We start from the raw sequence: 21729 nt of genomic DNA, 5'->3' as shown, positions 1-21729 counted from the left end.
GGTGGTGATATTAATGTCATACCTTATACAATTATTTATTGTCTTATTATTGACAAAAATAGGATCACATTTATCAAACATCTTGAAGTTTCCTAGTGTTATTGGTGAACTTTTAGTAGGGATTGTTGCTGGACCAGCAGTTTTACATTTATTATCTCCGACAACATTTATTCATTATTTTTCTGAACTAGGAGTAATTATTTTAATGTTTATTGCTGGTTTGGAAGGAAATTTAGAAATGTTAATGAAGTATTGGAAACCTTCGTTAATAGTTGCAGTATTAGGAGTAATCGTTCCTACAGGTAGTGCAGCTTTATTATGTTCTTTATTTTTTGGTTTCTCTTGGGAGACGTCACTATTTATAGGATTAGTATTGAGTGCAACATCTGTAAGCATTACTGTTCAAGTCTTAAGGGAAATGGGCAGAATGGATAGTAAAGAAGGAGCTATGATATTAGGAGCTGCAGTAGCTGATGACATATTATGTGTTATTTTGTTAGGATTAAGTATTAGTTTCATAGGTAGTAGAGGAACTACTGGATTAGATTTAATAGGTTTAATTGGTCCAAAAGTGTTATTTTTTGTAATCGCATTCGTGTTAGGAAAATGGTTTGTCCCTAGATTTTTAGAAATATTTAGTAAACTAAGTGCTAGTGAAAATGAAACTACAGCAGCTTTAATACTATGTTTTGGTTTTGCAGCTATAGCTGTTTTAATGGATATGAGTGATGTTTTAGGAGCATACTTTGCAGGACTAGCAATTTCAGAAACAAAATTCAAAGAGAAATTATCCTTGAAGATAGAACCAATAGGCTATGCTGTGTTTATTCCGGTATTTTTTGTAAGCATTGGGTTAAGTATAAGTTTTAAAGGAATGCAGAATGACATATTATTTATAGTATTACTAATAATTATAGCAATTTTGGGAAAACAAATTGGATGTGGTTTCGGAGCAAAGTTGTTTGGTCTGACTTGGAATGAAGCAAATATTGTAGGAGCGGGAATGGTTTCTCGTGGTGAGATGGCATTAGTAGTAGCAAATGTAGCCTTAAATGCTGGTGTTATTGATGCAAGCCATTATACAGCTATGATAGTTGTAACAGTAATAACAACATTGATAGCTCCAGTGATTTTAAAAATTTATATTCAGCGAACAAATACAGATATAATTTACGAAAATGACTAATTTAGATGTAGGGAGGAACTAGGATGCCGTTATTTAGAATAGATGTTTATGAGGACTTTCCAAGTAAGAATATAAAAAAAATATTAGATATTATCCACTATAATGCAGTTGAATGCTTTAAAGTTCCTTCGAGAGATAGATATCAAATTATAACTCGGCATAAATCGGATGAAATTATTTTTGAAGATACAGGGTTAGGATTTGAGAGAACTAAAAATATAATTTCGATACAGATTTTTAGTAGAAAACGTAAAAAAGAAATGAAATTAGACTTTTATAAAAAAGTAGTTGAAGATTTAAATAAAGAGTTAAATATTAATAGAACAGATATTATGTTTTCATTTTTTGAAAATGGTGATGAAGACTGGTCTTTTGCAAATGGCGAAGCACAATTTATTACAGGTGAATTAAAATGAGTAGGTTAAATAATAAATAGAATTGATTTGTTTTTTAGATGGTATTAATTATAGTAATGGTTTGTGTAGAGGGGTAAACTATGATGGAAGAAACAGTAACTAAAGATAAAGAAAAAAATTTACAATTAGTTATGAGTATAATTGTAGATGCCGGGAATGCCAAGGCGCTTGCAGTTAAAGCAATCAAAGAAGCAAAGATAGGTAATCAAGATACTGCACAAGCTACTTTAAAAAAGGCTCGAGATGTATTAACAGATGCACACAATGCACAAACTGAAATGCTGATGCAGGAAGCACAAGAAAATTATGATGTAGTAACTTTATTGACAGTGCATTCTCAAGATCATCTAATGACAGCAATAACTTATTGTGATTTAGCGACTGATTTTATAGATATTTATAATAAATTGAATAAATTTTAAAATATACTCAAGACGTTGGAAAAGTCTCAAAACTTAAAAATCGTCAGAGATTGTGTATTTAAAATGCTATGGAGTGACCTATCAATTAGACAATTAAATGTATATAATTTTATATGCCTGATTTCAGTATTCTACTGGAGTCAGGCTTTTAGATTCTATTAATAACAATCATTGATGGAATAATTAATATAGTCAGCAATCTCTACCATAGGTTATGAAAGTACAATTACTGTGTAAAATCGAAGTTATTTCTGGATTAGCCTCAATAGCTACCTTGATTACTTTCATATTATCACACAATTTATAAGTTTTCCGTTATAAAGATCTTTTATAGCGTTCAGACAGGCGTTATATTCATGAATTTTCTCCATAAAATAAGTAATGTCTATTTCCCATTTTTAGTTAATATTATCTGCTTTGAGGTTTCCATTTAAAATTTTTTCTTCTTTAATATATTATTTCCATATAAAAATTGTACTTCTTGACAATACAAAAACTTCCTTCAGAGTAAGATACTGGCAGTTCCTACTCTAAAGGAAGCATACTATTATTTAAATTCAATTAAAGATCGATCTTTTAATGAATATTTTTAAAATTCTATGGCAGTTATTTAGCATGTGTATCTGGATCAGTTGCTAGACGAGTAACTCCACGTAATCCATCTAATTTCTTCATTTCATCATCAGTCAATTCAAAATCAAAAATATCAGTATTAGATTTAATATATTCAGCATGAACAGATTTGGGAAGTGGAAGGAAACCATGTTGCAATGACCAGCGAAGTAGAACTTGAGGTACGCTATGATTGTGAGCTGCAGCAACTTCAGCAACTAATTCATTACGCAACAAATCACCAGTACCTAAAGGACTATAAGCTTCATTTAAAATATCGTGTTCCTTATTAGCAGCTAGTACATCTGGTTGAAGATCACTAGGATTTAAGTAGTTTTGGTTAACTGCAGGAACGATATTAGCAGTCTTCAATAATTCCTCTAGGTGGTGTCTACGGAAATTGGAAACACCAATTGCACGAATTTTACCAGCTTTAACGGCTTCTTCCATAGCTTGCCAGCTTTCAGCATTTAGTTCGGCCCAATGCTCACGAACAGCTGCCGGACTTGGCCAGTGAATTAAGTATAGATCTAAATAATCAGTATCTAGTTTTTGTAAACTTAAATCAATAGCTTTTTTAGTAGCTTTATAACCATGAGAATCGTTCCAAAGTTTAGTTGTCAAGAAAATATCATGACGGTTAATACCGCTTTCTTTGATACCTTGGCCTACACTAACTTCATTGCCATAAGCTGCCGCTGTGTCAATATGACGATAACCAACTTCAAGTGCAGTTTTTACAGATTCACGAGCAACCTTGCCATCTGGAGTTTGCCATGTACCGAAACCGACAACAGGAATCTCTACACCATTATTTAATTTATAGGTGTCTGTTAATGCCATTTTAATACCTCCATAAATAAGTAATCGCTTTTATTATATACCTTACTATTAGTAAGTAGCAAATGATATGCCTTGAGAGAAAAAGAAAAACATCCTGACTGTGAAGTGCCTTACAATCGTTAAACTTTGTCTAACAATTGTAAGACACTTCATAGAAATTATTTTCTAAGGGAGTATATTATAAATTTTAAAGTTGAACTAATTAAAACTTTTATTTAAAAATAGGAAAAGCTGATTGTAATCCTAGAATAGCCATATGAACGCCAATCGTTGCTAAAATTAAACCCATCATTCTAGTAATAACATTCATTAAATTTTGTCCTAGTTTAGCCACAACTAGCTCGCTGTAAGTAAATAAGAAATAAGTGATTATTGATAATGTTATAAAAGAAATTATAATAATTAAAGGATTGATAGATACTGCTAAATTCATAGTTGTTGCAATTGTTCCAGGGCCGGCTAAAATAGGCATAGCTAATGGTGACACTGCAATATTGATATTATTGTCAATTTTTGGTTCTTTTGATGAAACATTGTGTTGTAAAGAAGAAGTATTACCTTGTAACATGTGATAGCCAATTAGCCCCACTAAGAATCCACCAACAATTCGTAAGGCGGCTAAATTAATTCCAAAAATATTAAGTATAGTTTTCCCGCCTAATGCAAAAATAGAAACGATAATTACGGCAATTGTTAGTGCATGGAAGGCTATATTCTTAACTGTTTTTAGATTTTGACCACTTGTTAAACTAATAAAGACAGGTAAATTAGCAATGGGATTCATAATTGCAAAAAAAGCCATAAAAGTAACGGTAAATTCATTAATCAATTTCATAAAATCACATCCTAAATATTTTTACTAATATTATATCATGATAAACTCTATCTTTACTAATTTGTTATTTTTAACATAGGTTATATCTTATAGATGGCCAAAAAATATTGGTATAATATCTGTTCTTAAACATTGTATAGATAAATATATAAAGTATATGTAAGAAATTTATTTTTTGTACATTTATATACATAAATGTATTAACGAAAAATTATAATGAAGTCATTTTAAACTTTAATGAGGTAACTAAGCTAAGATAACATTAAAAAATGACACTCAAATTAACTATTTTTGATATTGAAAAAGAATTCACAAATTAATAAAATATAATCGTAAACGATATCAAAGGTGGTAATTAATTATGAAAATAAAAGCAGCAGTAGTAGAAGAAGTGGGAGCACCATTTGAAATTAAAGATAATATTGATCTTCATGAAGTAGGACCAACAGACTTACAAATTCACATGGTAGCATCAGGTATCTGTCATTCCGATGAAGCCATCCGTAAGGGCGATGCCTCGCTAGGTTATCCAGTTATTCTAGGTCATGAAGGTTCAGGAATTGTTGAAAAAGTTGGTAGTGAAGTTAAAAACTTTAAACCAGGTGACCATGTAATTCTTTCCTTCTACTCAGATGGAACATGTGATAACTGTTTGAAAGGTGTACCAACTCAATGTAGAAGTTATGCTAAATATAATTTGTCAGGAACTCGTGCAGATGGTGATGATCATTTTCAAGAAAATGGTAAGCATATTTCTGATATGTTTAATCAGTCATCATTCACAACAACTACAGTGGTAGATCAACGCAACGCTGTAAAGGTTGATAAAAATCTAGACTTACGTAAACTTGGACCATTAGGATGTGGCTATGTTACAGGCTCTGGAACAGTATTAAATACTTTGAAACCAAAACCAGGTGACACAATTGCAGTATTTGGTACAGGTGCTGTAGGTTTAGCTGCTATGATGGCAGGTCGTATTTCTGGATGTATCAAAGTTATCGCAGTGGATATTGTACCTGAAAGATTGGAACTTGCTAAAGAGTTAGGAGCAACTCATACTATTAACAGCAAGGAAGAAGATGCAGTTGCTAAGATTAAAGAATTAACCAATGGATATGGTGTAGATTGGACTATAGATACAACAGGTTTGCCAGCAGTTATTAAGAATGGAGTTGACGCTTTAGCACAAGGTGGTACATGTGCAGCAATTGCAGTAACACCACACTTAATTGAAATCTCTACTTGGAATGATTTATGTGTAGACGACAAGAAGATTGTTGGTGTAAACATGGGTGACTCCATCCCTCAAATTGATATTCCTCGTTTAATTGAATTCTACAAACTAGGATGGTTTGATTTCGACAAGACTGAAAAATTCTATGATTTTGAAGATATCAATCAAGCAAATCAAGATTCTGTTTCTGGTAAGACAATTAAGCCAGTATTAATTATCGATAAAGAATATCAACCAGGTGAATAGAATAAATAAAGTTCAGACTATTAAGAATTATTCCTAATAATCTGAACTTTTTTATATATAGCATAAAAATAAACCTGATTTCGGAATTTACCGAGATCAGGCTTTTTAGATATCATAATGTTTAAGGTGCTTAAATGCATGTATGTCAAACCACTTAATCATAGATCCCTGGAAGAAAAATGAGATAATAGTTCCAATTCCTACAGCCCAAATTGCATGTCAACTGCCCCAGTCTAAAGACATGGGGCTTGTAGCTCACGACCTTACGGTCAGTGGTAATAGCGCAACTTCGTTGCTCCCACACTATACGTGGCTACATTTGGGTGGTTGACAGCCCCCACTTAACTAACACGTTTACGCATTAGTTGCTAATTCAAATTTAGGTTGTTCTTGTCCACTAATATACTGAGTTCCAAGTAATTGGATATTCATAGCACCGATACGGTCATCGTTAGAACGATAACCACAATTATTACAGTGATATTCATGTTTTTCATGATTGCGATTATCTTTTTTGATAACTCCGCATTTAGGACAACGTTGAGATGTATATTTGGCAGAAACTTCAACAACTTCACTATTGTTTAGGTGTGCTTTATAAGTTAGAAATTGTTCTAATTGATAAAAAGCCCATGATTTATTTTGATTACGTAAAGCTTTAGGTAAATCAGTACGCTCAAAAGAAACACCATTAAGGTTTTCTAAGACAAACAAGGTATTAGCACCATATTTTTGAACAAGTGTCTTAGATAAGCAATGGTTAACATCACTTATCCAACGGTTCTCTCGTCCAGATAATTTCTTTAAACGTCTTTTAGCTGACTTAGTTCTCTTAGCTTGTAAGATAGCTCGGAGTTTTTGATATTTAGCACGTTTACGCATAATCGCTTGACCGTCAAAAAAGGCAGTTTTGCCTTGTTCATCATAACTAGTAACTAAAAAGCGTAAACCACGGTCAATTCCGACAACATGTTTTACGGCTTGTTTATCAAAATCAGTGACTTCTTTAGTGGCTGAAATATGTAAATACCACTTGCCACTAGATTTAAGTAATTTAGCTAAGCCAAATTTCCAAGTACCGTCAAGGTACTGATTGAATCCACGACAAATAGGATCAACTTTGACACGACCATCAAGGGTGTTAATAGATAATTGACCACTACTTAAATAAGACCAGTCACGATTACGTTGAAGGTCTACTTGTGGGCGATTAAAAGAAATTGGTTTATGTAACCAAGTTAGATCACGTACTTCACGGTACCACTCACCAGTATTTTGGTCTTGATATTTATAAGGTCTACGTGCCATTTGAGTTTTGCCGGTCTTATAGCGTGCAATAACACTTCTAATACAAGAAATGGTCATTTGTGACTTAAGATTAAATTTTTCTCTAATAGTGTTATAGATTACTTTTTGAACTTCATTTTTATTCAATGGAAAATTATTATTAAATAAATATTCAGAAACATAATTGCAAGCTAAGCGATACTGTTCCATTGTTTTAGAAAATTTCATACCAACATTTGGTTCTAAAATATTCAATTTAACTTTAATATTAACTGTTTGTTCCATATTTTTCTCACCACCTTTCACAGTTATAGTATAGCATATAAAAACTGAGAAAAATATAATAAAAAATTAAGAAAGGAGGCGGCGAGAGTCGACTTTAACAAGTCGCGGGCTATTCCTCCAGTGGTTAAAACCACTGGTTTCTCGCCCAAATATCAGTGAAACTAGGAAATGTATTATCTGTGCTTTAGTAGCATCGCCATGCAAGAACATAAATCTAATAGTTTGCATGAAATCATCATTAGAATGCAAAACTATGTTAGCACGCTGATATAATGACGTTCCTAATGATATAAATACAATTCCTAGAATATCTAAAACAATGCGAATTAAAAGTAATTGGTGTTGTAAATTTAATCCTTCTAAATAATTAGTAAAATATTGAACTAAAATGCTAAATGGTGTAATAAATAATAAATCTAATAAAAATTTAGAAATCTTTCGCTTTTTATCTATCAAAGAAACTAGGCAGTTAATAGCCAAACCTTCTAAGAAAATTACCAAACTCAAACTATTAATAGAAAAACAATTATTGATATTAACCGCTGATGCGGTCCAAACGGCACTCCCAAGATTAGTAGAGATAGTCAAAGCATGACCAGTAGCATTAATAAGTAATGAAAGAACTAAAAACATAAAACGTTTTCTAAAATCTATATACATGATTAGATAAGTCCTTTCAGTGATGATTGAAGGTCATTTTTTCTCTTAGAAGAATCTCTGATTTCAGAAGGTAAGCAACCATACTCTTCTTTGAATTTCTTATAAAAGGAATTTTTATTATTGATCCCTACTAATTGACTGATTTCCGAAATTGGAAAATCAGTTGATTTTAGTAAATATCTTGCTTCTTTTAAGCGATGCTGTGTTCGTAGTTGAACAAAATTTTTACCTGTGACCTCTTTTATCAGAGAGCTTAAATAATTTTCGCTATAACCATATTTTTTAGCAAGATCAGGTAAGGTGATATCAATATAATTTTTAGAAATATCTTCAATAATATTTAGTATTATTTTTTGACGATAATCCTTAATTTGGTTTGTTGGTAAAGGATAGTATCTCATGATTTTTGATAAAAGAATCTTAAGATAAGAGTTGATAATAGGGTAGGCGTAAGGCCTTTGTAAATAATACTCATCAATAATTTGATCCATCGTTTTAGTAATGTCTCTGTTATGTGGAAAAATAAAGTATTTTCTCTTATTCTCGTTTTTTAGAGAAACATTTAAAAAGAATTCAAAAACAGAACTGTTTTCACTATGCATACTACCTAGAAAATCAAGAGAAATATCCTTATCTCTGAAGAGTAGATTTATCAAAATGTCATCTTCTGATAGTTCATGAACAGAATGAGGGCAACCAATATCCATCAAAAGAATATCGCCGGCATTGAGAGTAACAACCTCACCATTAACAATCTGCTTGCAGGATCCAGTAACCATATAGTTAATTTCTAGAAATTCATGGGTATGTCGTGGATAATCAGCAAAACGATTATGTTTACTAATATATACAGCATTATGCTTAAATAAACTTTGATTAAGTGTTGGAGCTGCATTATGGTGGCTTTTATCAATATCGATGGCTGAAATAGGCAAATCTTCAATAAAAGTATGAGTAGCCTTTTGTTCTTTTTCAATCTCTGTATATTCGAATAATGAATTTAATATCTTTCTATCAATCACAGGATCAACTCCTAAATATAAATATGTTAAATTTTATTATATAAAATAGTAGAAAATGATACTAATATAACTTCTTATGGTCCAAGATTATTTTAATATAGTAGCTTTATTTAATCAATAACAACAAAAAGTAAGTAAAACTCAATATTAAAAAATGATACCATTTTAGAGTGTTAATGGCATTCTATTTAGTTTTAAAAACGGTTAATATTGTAAATGTAAACAAGAGAGCGCTATCTTAAATTTATTATTTAGGAGTGAAAAAACATGGCTGGTAACAAAAAATTTGCTACTTGGGCAGTATCATTAACTAACTTTTTAGATTCAAGCTGTATTGTAGCGGGTGCTAGTGGTTTAACTTTATGGACTTCTGCATTAAAACTAGATAATTTTCAAGTTGGACTTTTAGGAGCTTTGAGTGCTAATGCTTTTGGATCAGCGATAGGGGCTTTAATAGGTGGTCATCTTTCAGATAAGTATGGTAGAAAAGTAATTTACACATATGACATGCTGGTATATATGCTAGGAACTTTAATTGTTGTATTTTCAATGAATTTCCCAATGCTTTTAGCTGGTTTTATAATCACAAGTATCGCAGTTGGTGCAGGGGTTCTAGCTTCATGGACATATATTTCAGAAACATCAGACGAAGGAAATCGTGCTAAGAATATTGGTATTTCTCAGTTCTCATGGTCAATGAGCCCAGTTATTATCTTTGTTGCCGGAACGTTACTTGCTCCACTAGGTTTATTAGGAAATAGAATTTTATTTGCATTATTAACTTTAATTGCATTTATAGCTTGGTTATTGCAAAGAGGATTAGATGAATCTCAAGAATGGGTAGAACAAAAGCAAAAAGAAAAGGAAACAGACGAAAGACCTCATCCATATAAAGACTTATTCTCAAACGCAGTAAGTGTTAAATCGGTATTATTCTTGATTGGTGTATATATGTTCTGGAACTTAGTAGCTGGAGCAATGGGATTCTTCATGCTATTTGTTTATGAAACTGTTGGTGATTTATCAAATCTTCAAGCTAACTTACTACAAGCAGTTCTTTGGATCTTTACAGCTTTAGCAGGATATTTTGGATTTGCTATGTATGGGGATAAGGTTAGCCATAGAGGATTTTACTTTGTAGGTGCTGCAATGGCAGTAATTTCATGGTTAATTCTAACTTATGTTGGTATGAGTTGGACAGCTTTAATCGCATTCGTTGTGATCTGGGGTATCTCTGCAGGTATTGGTGCGCAAGCTTGGTACGCATTATGGGCAACAGAATTATTCCCAACTAAGTATCGTGTAGGATCTCAAGGTGTTATGTTCTTCGTTGTTCGTGGTAGTGCAGGTATCTGGTCCATTTTCTTCCCACTTATTTTACAAAACATGGGCTTCAAAGCAGCTGGAACTTTCATGATTGGTTTATTAGTAGTTTCTTTAGTAATCGGTACATTGTGGACACCTAAGACAAGAGGAAAATTTTTGGATGAAATTACAAAAGAACGTTATGCAGAAATCGGTGTAGATACAGAAAAAAGCTATTGAACAATTAAGTAAAGTAAAATTGTCAATTCACAGTTGGCAAGGCAATGATATTCATGGCTTCTTAAATCCAGATCAAGAATTGACAGGTGGGATTGGAGTATCTGGTAACTATCCGGGAATTGCAAGAACTCCTGATGAATTGACACAAGATTTACATGAAGGATTGTCCTTGATTTCAGGTAAACATAAAATTCAATTACATACTTTGTATGCGGTAACAGACAGAAAGAAAGATTTCGATGAAGTTGGACCAGAAGACTTCAAATATTGGGTTGATTGGGCTAAAGAAGAAGGCGTTGGTCTTGATATGAACGGTACTTTCTTCTCACATCCTAAAGTAAAACATAACTTTACTTTGGCAAGTCCAGAAAAAGAAATTAGAGATTTTTGGATTAAAGTAGGTAAGCAATCAAGAGCAATTTCTAACTACTTTGGTGAAGAATTAGGTCAACAATCAGTTAATAACTTTTGGATTCCAGATGGCTTTAAAGATAATCCAATTGATAAACTTTCTCCACGTAAACGTTTGATTGAATCGTTGGATGAAATTATCAAAGAAAAATATGATGAAAAGAATACAATTGAAGCCTTTGAAGGTAAATTGTTTGGTACAGGTATTGAATCATATACTGTAGGTTCTCATTTATTCTATAACAACTACGCTATTACACGTGATAAATTATGGACAATTGATGCAGGTCACTGGCACCCAACAGAAGATGTTTCAGATAAATTCTCAGCATTTATGCCATTTGGTAAAGGCTTAATGTTACATGTTTCTCGTCCAGTACGTTGGGATAGTGATCATGTAGTAATCTTTGATGATGCATTAGTAAGAATTGCTCGTTCACTAGTTCGCGATGATTTGCTATCTAAGACAAATATTGGACTAGACTTCTTTGACGCTACAATTAATCGTGTTGCTGCGTGGGTAATTGGTGCACGTTCTACACAGAAGGCATTATTACAAGCAATGTTAGCTCCAATTGACGACTTGAAAAAAGCTGAAAATGAATACGACTTTACTAAACGTCTAGCAGTTACTGAAGAATTGAAGTCCTTCCCATTTGGTGCAGTTTGGGATGAATTCTGTCAACGTAATAATGTTCCAGTAGGTTTAGACTGGATGGATGAGATTCGTCGTTATGAAAAAGATGTTCAATTTAAACGTAACTAGAAAATAAATTAGGATTAAGTCAGTCACAAAATATTATTTTGTACAGGATAGGCTGACTTAATTTTAGTGGAAAGAAGAGAGTATGTAATGAAATTTATTAATTCTAAATTTATGAGAGATATTTGTAATGTAACTAAACAATCATACGATAATAGTTGGGATGAACGTAACGGTGGTAATATCAGTATTCGTATTACTGAAGATGAATTGAAAGATTTTGACGATGTTAAAGAAGTAAAACGAACTTTTGATTTAGGTTTTGATGCTAAAGCTGTCGCAGGTCAATATTTCTTAGTTACAGGAACTGGCAGATATTTTAGAAATGTAATTTCAAGACCAACAGAAGATGTAGGATTAGTTAAAATTACTGAAGATGGTAAACATGCTGATTTACATTGGGGATATGAAGATGGTGCTAAACCAACAAGTGAATTTCCTACTCATTTGATGTCACATATTGAACGTTTAAAAACAGACGAAAATCAACGTGTAGTAATGCATTGCCATCCTACTAATTTTATTGCGATGTCATTTACACAAACTTTAGATGAAAAACGTCTTTCAAGAATTTTATGGAAGATGCAAGCTGAATCATTAGTAGTTTTCCCTGAAGGCATAGGTATTATTCCATATATGACGCCAGGAACAAATGAAATTGGTGAAGCAACTGCAGCCAAGATGAGTGAATTTAAAGTAGTTATGTGGCCACACCATGGTATTTTCGCTGTTGGTTCAGATCCTGATGAAACATTTGGATTGATTGAAACAGTTGAAAAAGCTGCATTAATCTTTACAACAATCCAGGCTCAGGGCGGTAATATTTTACAAGATATCACAGATGAAGAACTTAAAGAATTAGCACAAGCATTTGGTGTAACAGCTAATAGCAAGTTTTTGAAATAAGGATATAGAAAGTAAGGTATGATTCTAGAAAAGCTAGGACATACCTTATTTTTTGGATATATTTAATCCGTCAAAATTGACAGGCTTGCTAAAATTCTAATTTCATTTGCTTAGATTGGAAAATTCTGCTGATCAAAATTCTTTAGGTAGAATAATACCAACACTGTTACCAATATTTCTAACTTTAATTTGTTTCACGAAAATCACCTCAAACTAATTATAAAAAGTTATAACTAAAGAAATAAATGTCTTTATAAGTACAAAAAAGCCTCAAAATGAATTGAGGCTAAATGTAGTATTTATAATTACTTTAAGTTATGGTTGGTAAATTTTGTTACGTTCCCAATACTTTGTCCATTAACAATGTTGGCTTTAAAACCAACATTGTCACCACTTCTAAGCAAGTTAGCTTTGGCAAAATCATCAGTATCGATGGTGTAAACAATTTGACTATCTTTAAGAGTGAACATTACTTTGTTTTTATTAGATACTATTGCTACTCTATCTACTGTTCCTGTAATCTGTTTTAGATTACTATTAGGTGTATTTGATGCTTTAGCTCCACTGTTTACTAATGCTTGTCTAAAATTATCTAGGGCACTAATTGGGGAGGAGCCTATTCCGTAAATAGATTGGTCTTCGGCATCGAGATAATAATATCCTCTGATTGCGTGTGTTTTATCTAAAATAGTCATGATCCATGTTGGTCGTCCATCAACGTTATATAGGATAGGCATGTTAGCTGTCCATTGTTGAGCTTTGTAATTTTGGTTAGCATTACTCTTAGCACCAGAACTATCCATGATTCCATTAGCTTTGTAATAAGTTAATTCACCTGTACGAGCATTAATCATGGAGTAACCTAAAGCAGAATCGGATTTAGTATTAGGGTTAGTAAAGTCTGTGAAATAGCTAATGGTTCCATTTTCGTTGAATATTGAAGTTACGCCGTCTTCTGGGCCATTATTAGTTGGTTCTTCCATATCTGTTTTACCTAAGAAACGATTCCAAAATCCGTGCTTGTAACTACCATAATTACTGTTCATTTCTGCTGCAACATCTGAAGTGATACCTTCATCAACAAATTTTGGTAAATTAGATAATTTGTATGTTTTAGTTTTTCCTGTAACAGCGTTCATAACAATGACTCTTAGTTTTTTGTAGTTAATTCTGTGACTTAGGAATTCAGATTTATATACTGTTTCTACCCAATAAGGATTTCCATTATTGTCAATTTCTAGCTGTGCGCCGCCATCACCTAATTTCAACCATTGTGGATTATTTCGATATAGTTGTCTTTCGGCATCTCTTTTGAAATAGGCACTTGTAGTATATTTGTACGGTTTTTTGATAAATTTTGGTGTCGCATTTTGACTCGTTGCATCAATCATAAAATATCCAGGAATATTTTTTGCCTTCATCATCGCAAAGAATCCTTGGTATTCAACGGGGACAATATAGACTGCTTTACCATGAATATATTGTGCTTGTACAGTTCCGGCAATTTTGTAGTATTGACTATTTGGTAAATCAGAAACAGCTTTTCTTACTCGATTTAAAACGGTTTTAGGTGCTAAGGCTACAGGAGTTTCACCGCGTTTAAATGTTGGAGCTTGTTTGGAACTGACTTTTTTTACCGAAATTGAATTATAAGTTGGCTTAACTGATAGTATTGAATGTAATTCACCGCCAACTGCTATCAAAAGTATAACCATAACTACTGATAATCCAATTGAAAAAGATTTATTAACCCATAATTTTCCTCGGCGAATATCATCATCAAAATTTCCAATAAATAGATTTAAAATTAAGAAAATTCCACCGAAAATGGCATTTCCTAGTAACAATGAGAGTAAGTTTCTCGACGGGAGTAAGAAATATACAAAAATAAAAATTAATAATATTTCTAGTAATAAAATACTTAATGATATTAATGTTTGCTTTTTATTTCTTAAAAATATCGACTTACATACAAAAATTATGATAGCTAAGAGACTGTACATTAAGGTCATAACTAACATGATTTGACAACCCCTTTAATAAAAATTAGTTAATTAATTATATCATACTGTCAGTATCTATATTGTTAAATGATCAAAAACGCAAACATTATATGTTGAAATATCATAAATAGTTTATAATTACATTAGGTAGCAAAGAAAGTTTGTGGAAACAATGAATATAATCACCACAAATGAGAATAAGAAAATAGCAGATAAAATTTGGGATAAAAATGATGCGTTAGACGATTTAAGCGATGAAGAACTAGATCTTTTGGGAGAAGTCATGTCTTCAATAGAAAGACCTGTCGATCCAGAAGTTATTTCAGATGATAGTCAAAATCCGGAAGTTCCATACATGAGACTTTTAAAGAGAGATGAATAGTCTATAGCTAAATACAAAAAAATGGAAGGCGAAAATAGCCCTCCATTTCTTTAAAAAGAATTTTTAGTAAAAAAAAAAAATAAAAGGTAAGTAAAACCTTTAATAACTTGATTATAGCATAATAATTTAAAATGTTAAAGATAAATCTTAACTACATCTCAATCCTACAACTCTTTTAAATGTTTCAAAATTTTCCGATTATCTTTAGTTTCAAGTTCTTTAATAATATGTAGATATGTTTCCTGGGTAGTCGTAATATTAGCATGTCCCAATCTTCGCGATACACTCAAAACTGATACACCTTGGAATAATAGTAGCGATGCATGTGTGTGTTGTAATCCATGTATGGAAATTGTAGGAATGTTGGCATGCCGACATAAGGTTGCCAGTCTGCTGTTGACGGTAGAGTTGAAAATTTTTTGATCCTGATTAACGAAAATAGGTTGATCGGGGTCTTTTTCTTTTATCAATTTTTTGAAAGCTTTTAAAGTACTATCATCAACGAAAATTTTCCGATTAGAGCTTTTATTTTTGGTGGGTTGAAAGCCATAATCTTTGAACTTGTAGTTCCAAGATTTATTAATGTTTATTTGTTGATTTTCATAGTCAAAGTCAGCAGGTGTTAGGGCCAACGCTTCGGCAAATCTCAGACCAGTTTTGCTAATTAGATAGATAAACCAATCCCAATTTACTTCGGAAGATAAGTTCAATTCAGATAATAAAGCCTGTAGTTCATCCATATTTAAAAATTTCTTCTTTTTCTTTCTTTTTTGATTTCCTTTAATAATAGCCTTTCTTGTAGGATTAACTCTAATTATCCCATCTTCATATGCGTCTACAAGACATGGTTTTAGATGATGATGGAAATCGAGCGTTGTTTCACGTTCGTGATTTTCGGCAAATTTATTTAAAAGTAATTGATAGTTTTTACGATCAATTTGATGTAAATGTAAGTCAGGACAAAGTTCTTTAACGTGTTTATGAGCAAGTTTATATTTTATCAATGTCGCATGACGTACGGCACCTTTCTTATATAGTTCAATCCATTCTTTATAGTATTTATGGAATAATTTTGTACTTTTTCTTGGAACTAGCCATCACCTCTTTAATTATTTAGCTGAATTAAATATATCAGTAGTTTATTTTTGATTGAATATTAAGTATCTCTAGTATATTTCCTGAGTAATATAATTAAATTACAAAAAAGTTGTTGAAATTTTAGAAAACTAAGATATAATAAAATGTGTTAGGTAATATAGTTAAATTACTAGAAAATTTAAAATAGATAAGGAGTTGAAAATAGTATGAAATTGAATGAATTGGTAAAAATCGAAAGTGGAATTAATTCAGTTCGCGTAAAGGATCAAAATTATACGCTATATACCATAGAAGATGTTAACTACGACTTAGGTCATGGTGAGGATTATCAACACGATAAGGCTAGTGGTAAAAGTATTACAGCAAGGGGAGATGTTGTGATTAATACTGTAAGTAATCTAGCAAGTGTTGTTCATTCTAGAAATGCCGGTAAGATGCTTAATCAAATTTTTCTTCGTTTAAATATCCTTGATGAGAATACATTATACCCTTGGTATTTATGCTATCTATTAAATAAGTCCGAATACATTAGGTACCAAGAAGCAGCCATTATGGATGGATCTGTTATTAGAAAATTAACTAAAGCTAATCTTGAAGACTTAGAGATTAATCTGCCGGAAATAGCTGACCAAAAGAAGATGGGGGAAGCTTACAAAGAGATTATGAAAAAGTATACATTAGCTATGGAGAAAGCGGAGTTAGAAAGAGATCTGTACTTACAAATGTTAGGGGAAAAAGATTTAAACAACAGAGAGGCGGTTTAATATGGATAAGGTTTTAGAAGAAAGATTAGCAGCTAAAGATAGCTATATCACTATTCATGACTTTTATGTGTTAATGGCATTTTATCAATCAATTTCACAAAAAGTTTTACGAAAATTTGATAAAAATGGCAGCATTTTAGAAGTACAGAAAAAATATGAAGAAAGTAGGGAGACTGTTCAGGATGCTCAATTCGTAATAGCGCCACAAGATACATATTATCATCATTACCAAATGTATAAGGCCAATAAATTTGAATATGTTGAACTCGTAAAATCCCTATATAATATAGAAGAAAAAAATCCAAAATTAAAAAATATCTTCCAAGATGTTAGGGGAAGTACTTCAAGTTTACCGAGCGAAACTGCTTTTGAAAAGATAGATTCACGTAATGAAGTAAGTTTTGAAGAAAATTTAGAGATAATTAAACGAAGCAGTGGTGCTAAAGATAATTACGATTATACTTCGAAAAATATCCGTAAGTTGATTACTAAGTTAGTTGGAAGTAAAAAAGAAGGAGTATCAATTTATGACCCAGCTTTAGGAACTGCGAGTTTATTATTAGGCATAAATCAAGATGCACTCAAAGAGAATAGATATTATGGTCAAGATATCAGTACTCAAGCGATAAAGACAGCCATTATGAACGCAATAGTTAATGATGTAGATGATGATAAATTTGAATTTAAGAATGAAAATACATTGGCTAATAACTGGGAATTTGGCAAGGTTGATATAGTAGTGTCTGATCCACCTATAAATATGAAATGGAATGTTGATAGAAATTTAAGTCAAGATAGACGTTACCGAGATTATGGTGAGATGCCTAACAAAGCTGATTGGGGATTCATTTTAGATGGAATAGATAAATTATCAGACAATGGCATGATGGTTGTGTCAGTTGTTCAAGGTACGCTATTTAGAGGAGCCAAAGAATACAATATTAGACGTAAACTTTTAGAAGATGGAAATATTAGGGCGGTAATCCAGTTGCCAGGGAATACGAAACTTTCGACAACAATCGCTACTTGTTTGCTAGTATTTAGAAAATCATCAGAAGATAAAGATGTCTTCTTTATTAATGCAAGCCAAGAGTATGAGAAGAAAGGCTTGGAAAATATTCTAACAGAAGCCAATGTCGATAAAATTGTAGATACTTTCAATGAAAAGAAAGAAGTACAGAGATTCTCTCATATGGCTAGCTATGAAGAAATTGAGAAAAATGATTTTAATTTATCAGTAGCACGTTATGTAAATCAGTATAAATTTAAAGAGAAATTGGATTATCAAGAAGAAATAAAGAATCTTGAAAAGTTAGATGAAAAACTAAGTCAAACTGATGCTGCATTGAAGAATTTGATGGGAGATTTAGGTTTGGTGGAGATTGATGATTAAGAATAGAGAGGTAGTTAGGAAATGAAAAAAGCATTGAAAATATTGAACGGTGTATTAGATGTTGTAGTTACTTTAATGTTAGTTTTATTTGTGTTTAACCAAATTAAGTTCATGATGACAGGAGATAAGAGTGTACTAGATGTACGTGCACTTTTAGAAACAATATTAACAATTGCCTTTATTGGTTATCTTAGATTAACAGATATCAAGTACGACATCAAGCGACTAAATAAGAAGATAGATAATTTAGAAAATAAAGCAGATAAAAATGCTTAGTTTAGAAAAATCAAGAACTAAAATAGATCTCAAAAATATTAGTAAGTAAATTCTTGAATTTGCCAATTTAGATATAGAAGAAATTAGAAAATTGGTCCTGTGTCTAAAATGGAAAGATATGAACTTTTTAGTCTGATTTTTATTGTATTTCATAGCAAGTATACTATGCAGGAATTTTTTTATTATATAGATGGTATAATAATATCACTTACTATGATAAGTACTTTTATGAATAATTATGAATTGAAGGGATAAAAATGAAAAAAGTTTCTAAACCAGTTGTATATAAAATGAAATATTCTCGAGAAGATGCCCAAAATTTAGATTACAAAATAAAAAATGATGTCACAGTAAAAGAAGAAAATCAGAAGTATCTTATTGATTATCCAACTGTTTATGTAATAACTTCTAAGAAAAATAACTATTATACAGTTTATGTTGGTGAAACTAATAATATAAAAAGAAGAACGCTTGAACATATTGATATAGATCCTGAAATTAGAGAAGATTGGGATCAATTAAAAAAATTAAAAGATGCTGAAATGTACATAATAGGTCATGAGCATTTTAATAAGTCACTAACTTTGGATATAGAAAATAGACTAATGCAATATATGTCTAGTGTAGAAAAAGTAGGGAAATTAAACAACAGAAGAGAAAATTCACAAAATATATATTATACTTCTGATGAAATGAAGGAAATTTTTAATAAGATTTGGAAACAATTGCATAAGAAAGATGAAATGCTATTTCCATCGCAAAAATTAATTGAAGATTCTGCTTTATTTAAAGCATCTCCTTTTAATAAATTAACAAAAAATCAATTACATGCTAAGGATAAAATACTTTTAAGTATAGATGAAGCTTTGGATAAAAAAAAGAATAATCAACTAATCAAAGTGATAGGTAACGCAGGTGCTGGGAAGACAGTGTTGATGAGTAATATTTTTTATGAACTTGCTAAGAAGCGAAATATTACAATTGTATTAATGGTTAATCACTTACAACAGGAGAAAATATATCGGCAAATAGCAAAAAAATTAGATTTAACTGATAATGCGAAAGTTTTGAAAGTAACTACCTTTTTGAATCAAACTAATATTGATGAACCTATAGATGTGGCATTTGTAGATGAGGCTCATTTACTATTAACCCAAAGAAGTCAAGCATATTATGGTCATGGTACTAATGAATTAATAGATATTATTAAGCGTGCAAGAGTAACGTTAGCAGTTTATGATGAAAAACAAGTTTTACAGACAACACAAATTGTAGAAGATGACGATAGAATAAAATTAGAAAAATTTGATACAAAATCTATTTTCCTTAATGAGCAAATGAGAATTAGAGCATCCGAAAAGACCATACGATGGATTAGAGACTTTATAGATAAAGGGGAGATTAATACTGTTCCAAGGGATGAAATCTATGACCTTCAGTTATTTGATACACCTCAAGAAATGGGAAAAGCTATTGTTGAAAAAAATACTAACGACAGAGAGAATGGCTTAAGTAGAATGGTAGCTACTTTTGATTGGGATTATTCTAGTACAAAAAAAGAACATGGTTACTGGGAAGTATCTGAAGGTACATGGCATATGCCGTGGAATCTGCAATTAAAACCTTCTAGAGATCAAAGGAATTCTAGCAGTGTAAATTATAATGAGTTATCTTGGCCTGAACAACCACATACTATAGATGAGATAGGTTCCACTTATACAGTTCAAGGTATGGATTTAAATTATGTTGGCGTTGAAATAGGTCCATCTGTAAAGTATCGAGATGGAAGAGTAATTTTTGATCCATCTGCTAGTTCAAATAAAAAAGCTATTAACAACAGGACTATGCATAGTGGAGAAAAGAAAAAATTTGGTGAAAAATTACTAAAAAATGAACTTAATGTTTTGTTAACAAGAGGCGTACATGGATTATATATTCATGCTGTCGATGATGAACTACAGAAGGCTTTAAAAAATGCATTTAAGAGGAGAAATTAATTTTAATGGAATATACAGAAGTTATTGAAATGATAGATAAATTTCGTGACGCTAGAGGATGGGGAAAATATCATAATCTTAAAGATTTAGCAATATCTGTTAATTTGGAGGCTAGTGAGATATTAGAAATTTTTCAATGGAAAAACGAACAAGGTTCTTTATCCGAAGAAGATAAGATAAAATTGAAAGAAGAAATTGCAGATACATTAATTTATTTATTTTATATGGTAGATAAATTGGAGATGAATCCATATGAAGAGATTCAAAAGAAAGTAGAAATTAATAAAAAGAGACATTGGAAGCAAGATGAATAGATTCATATTAACGTTATTACAAAATTTGAAAAGTAGATTGATGAAAAAACTAACCATATCATTATTAGCATTAATAACAATTCTTTCCTGTGGAGCTACTACTGTCAGTGCAGCAAGGTTTCGCACTTATCGCTATCATACACCACGTGTGAGAAGAGTGCCGAGATACCGAATACGCAAGTCGGAGTATTCTTATAGCCACAAGATGAGCTCAGATCATAGCAGCTATAGTCATCATGATAATATGTCGAGCTATCGTAGTAGCAGCTACTCTAATACAGGGTCGATTGCAACATTTACTGGATCGCAGACAAATGATATTTTGAATAATCAGATTTCCAAGAAAAAATATCGCAATGACTATTATCGTCAAAGTATTATTACAAATCCTTGGATCTGGGCGATGTTAATCAACCATCATGCTAGATATCGTCACAATGAAGAATATACTAGGGGCTATAATGCAGGTTTTGAAGCTAGTCAGCAAGATAAAGAAGAGGGGACGACTGAGCATCAAACATTATCTAGCGATGAAAGTGCACAACATACTAGATATTATCTTCGTGGATATAAAGAAGGGTATCGCGACGGAATGAATAGGTAATCATTTGAAGGAAGAAACTAACTAACTTCATGTAGTACATGACTAAGGCTTCAAAAACTATTAGACAACAGGAGGGATTGACATGGAAGATCTAGCAGGATGTGTAGGTTGTATTTTTTATGTTATTTTAGGATTATTTGGCCTAGCCTTATTATTCTTTAGTTTGGTTCAAATGTCTTTATAAAATTATCTTGGATAACAAAACAAAATCCGTCCAATGAA

The 21729-nt window shown here is 31.7% G+C and carries 20 protein-coding genes and 1 pseudogene; 14 read left to right on the top strand and 7 right to left on the bottom strand.

The window, feature by feature from the left end; translation table 11 throughout:
• Positions 1-13: 13 nt before the first annotated feature.
• From PTA89_RS09325 to PTA89_RS09315, 3 genes are all read left to right on the top strand, one after another.
• Positions 14-1186: a cation:proton antiporter gene (locus PTA89_RS09325; protein WP_324177518.1), complete on the top strand. Its 1173-nt coding sequence runs from the start codon at positions 14-16 to the stop codon at positions 1184-1186.
• 23 nt (positions 1187-1209) lie between these two features.
• Positions 1210-1602: a tautomerase family protein gene (locus tag PTA89_RS09320; RefSeq protein WP_087367506.1), complete on the top strand. Its 393-nt coding sequence runs from the start codon at positions 1210-1212 to the stop codon at positions 1600-1602.
• An 80-nt stretch (positions 1603-1682) separates the two neighbouring features.
• Entirely contained in the window at positions 1683-2024 is a 342-nt protein-coding gene (locus tag PTA89_RS09315; RefSeq protein ID WP_407659830.1) for a PTS lactose/cellobiose transporter subunit IIA, read from the top strand.
• Positions 2025-2630: 606 nt separating this feature from the next.
• Here the strand turns inward: PTA89_RS09315 and PTA89_RS09310 are convergent.
• Entirely contained in the window at positions 2631-3479 is an 849-nt protein-coding gene (locus tag PTA89_RS09310; RefSeq protein WP_324177517.1) for an aldo/keto reductase, read from the bottom strand.
• A 211-nt stretch (positions 3480-3690) separates the two neighbouring features.
• Positions 3691-4314, bottom strand: a complete 624-nt coding sequence (locus PTA89_RS09305) for a MarC family protein (RefSeq protein WP_087310575.1) — start codon at positions 4312-4314, stop codon at positions 3691-3693.
• 361 nt (positions 4315-4675) lie between these two features.
• Here PTA89_RS09305 and PTA89_RS09300 point away from each other — a divergent pair, with 361 nt between their 5' ends.
• Positions 4676-5797: an NAD(P)-dependent alcohol dehydrogenase gene (locus PTA89_RS09300; protein ID WP_095758342.1), complete on the top strand. Its 1122-nt coding sequence runs from the start codon at positions 4676-4678 to the stop codon at positions 5795-5797.
• Between the two features lie 354 nt (positions 5798-6151).
• On the opposite strand, the gene PTA89_RS09295 is transcribed toward PTA89_RS09300, so the two are convergent.
• The 3 genes from PTA89_RS09295 to PTA89_RS09285 form a co-directional block, all read right to left on the bottom strand.
• On the bottom strand, positions 6152-7369 hold the full coding sequence (locus PTA89_RS09295; RefSeq protein ID WP_324177516.1) for a transposase: 1218 nt from the start codon (positions 7367-7369) through the stop codon (positions 6152-6154).
• A 66-nt stretch (positions 7370-7435) separates the two neighbouring features.
• Positions 7436-8029 carry a hypothetical protein gene (locus PTA89_RS09290; RefSeq protein WP_324177515.1) on the bottom strand — a complete coding sequence of 198 codons (594 nt, stop codon included), beginning with the start codon at positions 8027-8029 and terminating at the stop codon, positions 7436-7438.
• A gap of 2 nt (positions 8030-8031) precedes the next feature.
• Positions 8032-9051, bottom strand: a complete 1020-nt coding sequence (locus PTA89_RS09285) for an AraC family transcriptional regulator (protein ID WP_003708666.1) — start codon at positions 9049-9051, stop codon at positions 8032-8034.
• A gap of 267 nt (positions 9052-9318) precedes the next feature.
• On the opposite strand from PTA89_RS09285, the gene PTA89_RS09280 reads away from it, so the two are divergent.
• From PTA89_RS09280 to rhaD, 3 genes are all read left to right on the top strand, one after another.
• On the top strand, positions 9319-10596 hold the full coding sequence (locus tag PTA89_RS09280) for an MFS transporter (RefSeq protein WP_324177514.1): 1278 nt from the start codon (positions 9319-9321) through the stop codon (positions 10594-10596).
• 19 nt (positions 10597-10615) lie between these two features.
• A complete protein-coding gene (locus tag PTA89_RS09275; RefSeq protein ID WP_003708669.1) occupies positions 10616-11773 on the top strand; it encodes an L-rhamnose isomerase in 1158 nt (385 codons plus the stop codon).
• A gap of 87 nt (positions 11774-11860) precedes the next feature.
• A complete protein-coding gene (rhaD, locus tag PTA89_RS09270) occupies positions 11861-12676 on the top strand; it encodes a rhamnulose-1-phosphate aldolase (protein WP_003710833.1) in 816 nt (271 codons plus the stop codon).
• A gap of 305 nt (positions 12677-12981) precedes the next feature.
• Here rhaD and PTA89_RS09265 read toward each other — a convergent pair whose 3' ends face one another.
• The gene (locus tag PTA89_RS09265) at positions 12982-14697 is read right to left on the bottom strand and encodes a hypothetical protein (protein WP_324177513.1); all 1716 of its coding nucleotides are present in this window, start codon (positions 14695-14697) and stop codon (positions 12982-12984) included.
• A gap of 154 nt (positions 14698-14851) precedes the next feature.
• On the opposite strand from PTA89_RS09265, the gene PTA89_RS09260 reads away from it, so the two are divergent.
• Positions 14852-15061, top strand: a complete 210-nt coding sequence (locus PTA89_RS09260; protein ID WP_180858683.1) for a hypothetical protein — start codon at positions 14852-14854, stop codon at positions 15059-15061.
• A 164-nt stretch (positions 15062-15225) separates the two neighbouring features.
• On the opposite strand, the pseudogene PTA89_RS09255 reads toward PTA89_RS09260, so the two are convergent.
• Positions 15226-16152 (bottom strand): annotated as a pseudogene (locus PTA89_RS09255) (tyrosine-type recombinase/integrase); the annotation flags it as partial.
• A gap of 213 nt (positions 16153-16365) precedes the next feature.
• Here PTA89_RS09255 and PTA89_RS09250 point away from each other — a divergent pair.
• The 6 genes from PTA89_RS09250 (at position 16366) to PTA89_RS09225 (ending at position 21507) form a co-directional block, all read left to right on the top strand.
• Positions 16366-16923: a restriction endonuclease subunit S gene (locus PTA89_RS09250; RefSeq protein ID WP_193524629.1), complete on the top strand. Its 558-nt coding sequence runs from the start codon at positions 16366-16368 to the stop codon at positions 16921-16923.
• A 1-nt stretch (position 16924) separates the two neighbouring features.
• Positions 16925-18316 (top strand): N-6 DNA methylase, encoded by a 1392-nt coding sequence (locus tag PTA89_RS09245; RefSeq protein ID WP_324177512.1) that lies wholly within the window; start codon positions 16925-16927, stop codon positions 18314-18316.
• 21 nt (positions 18317-18337) lie between these two features.
• The gene (locus PTA89_RS09240; RefSeq protein WP_081541164.1) at positions 18338-18592 is read left to right on the top strand and encodes a hypothetical protein; all 255 of its coding nucleotides are present in this window, start codon (positions 18338-18340) and stop codon (positions 18590-18592) included.
• A gap of 257 nt (positions 18593-18849) precedes the next feature.
• Positions 18850-20589 carry a DUF2075 domain-containing protein gene (locus PTA89_RS09235; protein ID WP_324177511.1) on the top strand — a complete coding sequence of 580 codons (1740 nt, stop codon included), beginning with the start codon at positions 18850-18852 and terminating at the stop codon, positions 20587-20589.
• 5 nt (positions 20590-20594) lie between these two features.
• Positions 20595-20903, top strand: coding sequence for a nucleotide pyrophosphohydrolase (locus tag PTA89_RS09230; protein ID WP_081541166.1), 309 nt, complete (start codon positions 20595-20597; stop codon positions 20901-20903).
• A 205-nt stretch (positions 20904-21108) separates the two neighbouring features.
• Complete coding sequence (locus PTA89_RS09225; RefSeq protein ID WP_242439820.1) at positions 21109-21507, top strand: hypothetical protein; 399 nt, start codon at positions 21109-21111, stop codon at positions 21505-21507.
• The last annotated feature ends 222 nt before the right edge of the window (positions 21508-21729 follow it).

Origin of the sequence: Ligilactobacillus salivarius (assembly GCF_035231985.1) — a bacterium.
In the GTDB taxonomy this organism is placed as follows: Bacteria; Bacillota; Bacilli; order Lactobacillales; family Lactobacillaceae; genus Ligilactobacillus; species Ligilactobacillus salivarius.
The sequence above is the reverse complement of the archived record's forward strand: the minus strand, read 5'-3'. Positions and strand labels throughout refer to the sequence as shown.